Here is a 3,466-nt window from a genome sequence, read left to right on the forward strand (position 1 = left end):
GTGGGCGAGCAGTGCGTCACCCGTCGATCGGGCTGTCCCCTCCGCCTCGTGGAAGACCGCGCGGCCCCGGTCGGTGAGCTCGACGGAACGCAGCCGCCGGTCGCCGGGTACCGCCCGTCGCCGTGCGAGCTCACGGGCTTCGAGGTCGTCGACGATCCGCATCATCGAGACGCGGTCGGTGCCGACGTCGTCGACGAGGTCCCGTTGCGTGCGGGGTCCGTCGACGAGGGCCGCCAGGACGCCGAAGTGTCGGCCTTCGATGCCCAGCGGAGCCAGCGTTTCGGAGAACGCCCGGGCTGCTCGCGCATGGGCTCGTCGGAGCAGAGGGCCCACCGCGTACGGCACCGGGCTCGGCGGGCCGGGGGACTCCGGGGAGGTCTCGCTCACGGCCCGAGCGTAGCGACACCCGGGATGGCTTCCCATGTAGTCGTTACTCCTGTAACAATCACGGGTGAAGCGAAGCCGTCACCCTGGAGCTCCGATGCCCGACGTCACCATCTCCACCCGAGGACCGATCCCGTCCGCGCCCCGGAGCGATCGCCGTGCGGCGCGCGCCGGTCGGGCCCTGCTCGTGGTCATCGCCGTCGTCACGATCGTCGTGCCAGTCCTGCTCGACGCCGTCGTCCTGCGCGGTGCGCACATCGCCAACCCGGCGTGGTTACCGCACGCCAAGCTGCATGCCGCGATGTCGTTCCTGGCGCCCGTGGCGTTGGGGGCGGGTGCGCTGATGTGTCTGCTCGGCCGCCCGGTCACCGACCGCTTCGCCATGGCCGTCGGGGCCTATCTCGCGGGCGCGTTCTGGCTCGTGGTGCTCGGGGCGGGGTGCTGGCCCGGGACGTCGTACTTCTTCGTCGACGACCCGGTCTACGGCCATCCCCTCGACCGCCCGGAGACGCTCGGCCTGCCCAACAACGTCGCGACCGCGCTGCTGCTGCTCGTGCTCGCCGTTGTCGGGCTCGCGCTGGTTCTGGGGGGGCGTCGCGGTCCGGCGCGCTCGTGAGCGTCCCGGTGAGCTATCGGGCGAGTGCGCCGAGCAGCCGGGAGACGACGATCCCGATGAGCAGCCAGACCACCGCGGGCAGGCCGTAGTTGAGGACCACCTCCAGCGACGGGCTCGAGGGGGCGAACAGGTCTCCCAGGCCGAGCGTGAGGTGGTCCGCCGCGGAGGCCACGGCCGTCGCGACCCCGTTGCGGGGATTGGCCGACGTCACGACCAGCACGACGTGGACGACCAGCACCGCGGCGAACACCACGGTGACGATGCGGACCAACGAGGCCAGCACGCCCAGCGACCGACCGGCGACCGCACCCAGGCCGGAGCCGGCTCCGCCGCGCTCCGATCCACTCCCGCTCTCAGAGGACATGGCCCGGGATGGTGACAGGTCCACCCGGCCGAGCGGCGTCCGGCGTCCGGCGCCGCCCGCTCGCGGCCGCGGACGGTCGCGAGCTCAGGGAAAGCCGACGGCGCTCTCCAGCAGCGGGAGCTCGTCGGTGCGCGGTCCCGGAGGCGGGTCGGCGACGACGGTCTCGGGGGTGACCGAGCCCTCCCAGGTCATCGTGTCGATCTCGAACGGCAGGTTCGTGGCGCTGAGCGCGGCGGGGGAGTCCATGAGCTGGAAGTGCAGGTGGGATTCGCTGGTGTTGCCGGAGTTCCCGGCGCGCGCGAGCACCTGACCCCGGCGGACGTGGTCACCGACCCGCACCGCAGGCGAGCCCGTCTGGAGATGGGCGTAGAAGGCGTAGGCGCCGCCGCCGAGGTCGAGGACGATCCGGTTGCCGCCCAGGTCGTCCAGGGGCAACGTCGGGAACTGGTGCGGGGGCGTCTCGGGCATGTCACCCACCACGGCCGCGACCGTGCCGTCCGCGACCGCCAGGACCGGCTGGCCGAAGGTGAAGTAGTCCTCGTTGCGGTTCGGGTCGCCCGCGAACGTGGCCTGCGTGCCGCGGGCGAGGTCGGCGATGGGTCGGGCGGCGAGGTCGAAGCGGGACCAGTCGACCGCGTACCGCTCGCCGCCGTTGATGCGCCCCGCGAGGGGCACCATCGCGGCCCGGTGGGGTGAGAGCTCGCAGCAGCCGTTGACCGCGACCCAGTCGGGGCCGGTCAGCGGGGGACCGATGACCCGCGGCGCCGGCCCGTCGATCCGGACCGGTCCGGTGACCTGCTCGCTGGTCGACGGGAACGTCGCCGCGGCGAACGTCGCCTGGTCGGGCGGGAGCGGACCGAACGTGGCGCGGACGCGGTGCACGACGGCGGCGGGCACGGCGTCGCGGCTGTCGTAGGTGTCGTCGAGGAGCAGCAGGACCGTGCGGCCTGCGGGCACCTCGGCGACCGGTTTCGGGGGCAGGGTGTAGTCGCCGACGAGCAGGGATCGGGCCGTGATCGCCGGGCCGGCGAGGCTGCCGACGACGCGGCCGGCCGGGCCGTCGGCGAGGGACTCGACCGAGGTGAGGGTCGCCGCGCGCGGGCCGGCGTCGAGCACCTGCAGTTCGTAGACGACGTGGAACTTCCCGTCGGTGCCCCGCACCGGCGACGGGTCCTGGGGCACCGGGGTGATCACGAGCGGGAGGAACGTCGCGGGATCCTGTGCGGGGGACACCGGGGGAGGTGGGCTGGCGGTGGTCGAGGCACAGCCGGCGAGCACGAGGAGCGCGGTCACGCCGACGACCGCCAGGTGGTGGCGGCGCATCGTCGTGCTCCACGAGTCCTGCCGCCGGGTCCCCACGCGGATGGACTCTAGGGAGCACCGCGGGACTCGTACAGGCACCTGGGTCTCGACGAGGGATGCAGCGCAGAATCAGGCCTTCGACGACGTCGCCGGTGCCGACCGGCTCGAGGGAGGACCGCATGCGCGTCACCACGATCTACACCAACCTCCGCGTGCCCGACATCGCCGCGGCGCGGAGCTTCTACGCCGGCTACCTCGGGCTGGCGGACGAGTCCATCAACATGGACTGGGTGACCCGGTTCTCCTCGCCGGAGACCGGCGCGAGCGTCCAGCTGGTCACCCGCGACGCGACCGCGCCGGAGGACTCGGTGGCCTCCGTCCGGGTCGACGACGTCGAGGCGGCGCTGGCCGAGGCACGGGAGCGCGGTTACGAGATCGTGCACCCGCTGACCACCGAGCCCTGGGGTGTGCGTCGCTTCTTCGTCCGGGCGCCCGACGGCAACGTCTTCAACATCGCCCAGCACGTCGACTGAGCCACCGCCCAGGTGGACCGACGTGTACCGGGCGCCGGTGGTCGGTTGAGCGGTCCGGGGCCATCCGATGCCGCCCTTCGACGACGACCACCACGGCGTCCGTCGTCACCTGACCGCCGCGGTCGTCCCGGGGTCACTCGACCGAGCTGCCCAGCGCGTTCTCGTGCTCCAGCGCCGCCGCGATCGCGCCGTAGGCGGACCGGTGCCGGCCGATCGCGTCGACCAGGGTGTCGGTGTCCACCTCGGCCTCGGCGTCGCGCCCGTCCT

The 3,466-nt window shown here is 73.1% G+C and carries 5 protein-coding genes; 2 read left to right on the forward strand and 3 right to left on the reverse strand.

Annotated elements, in window-relative coordinates; translation table 11 throughout:
* Window positions 1-387 (reverse strand): MarR family winged helix-turn-helix transcriptional regulator (locus AC0CYZ_RS15860; protein WP_472216990.1); only part of this gene is annotated, 387 nt, incomplete at its 3' end.
* Window positions 388-481: 94 nt separating this feature from the next.
* On the opposite strand from AC0CYZ_RS15860, the gene AC0CYZ_RS15865 reads away from it, so the two are divergent.
* Window positions 482-1,000, forward strand: a complete 519-nt coding sequence (locus AC0CYZ_RS15865) for a hypothetical protein (protein ID WP_472216992.1) — start codon at window positions 482-484, stop codon at window positions 998-1,000.
* A gap of 13 nt (window positions 1,001-1,013) precedes the next feature.
* Here AC0CYZ_RS15865 and AC0CYZ_RS15870 read toward each other — a convergent pair whose 3' ends face one another.
* Together AC0CYZ_RS15870 and AC0CYZ_RS15875 are read right to left on the reverse strand one after the other, a co-directional pair.
* On the reverse strand, window positions 1,014-1,364 hold the full coding sequence (locus AC0CYZ_RS15870; protein ID WP_472216994.1) for a hypothetical protein: 351 nt from the start codon (window positions 1,362-1,364) through the stop codon (window positions 1,014-1,016).
* Between the two features lie 84 nt (window positions 1,365-1,448).
* Window positions 1,449-2,723 carry a M23 family metallopeptidase gene (locus tag AC0CYZ_RS15875; protein ID WP_472216996.1) on the reverse strand — a complete coding sequence of 425 codons (1,275 nt, stop codon included), beginning with the start codon at window positions 2,721-2,723 and terminating at the stop codon, window positions 1,449-1,451.
* 122 nt (window positions 2,724-2,845) lie between these two features.
* Between AC0CYZ_RS15875 and AC0CYZ_RS15880 the strand changes: the two genes are divergently transcribed.
* The gene (locus AC0CYZ_RS15880) at window positions 2,846-3,199 is read left to right on the forward strand and encodes a VOC family protein (RefSeq protein WP_472216998.1); all 354 of its coding nucleotides are present in this window, start codon (window positions 2,846-2,848) and stop codon (window positions 3,197-3,199) included.
* Window positions 3,200-3,466: the final 267 nt, after the last annotated feature.

The organism is Actinomycetospora sp. (assembly GCF_055612215.1).

Coding starts and splice junctions, on each gene's coding strand:
- AC0CYZ_RS15865 (WP_472216992.1), top strand. CDS start 482: ATGCCCGACGTCACCATCTCCACCCGAGGACCGATCCCGTCCGCGCCC.
- AC0CYZ_RS15870 (WP_472216994.1), bottom strand. CDS start 1,364: ATGTCCTCTGAGAGCGGGAGTGGATCGGAGCGCGGCGGAGCCGGCTCC.
- AC0CYZ_RS15880 (WP_472216998.1), top strand. CDS start 2,846: ATGCGCGTCACCACGATCTACACCAACCTCCGCGTGCCCGACATCGCC.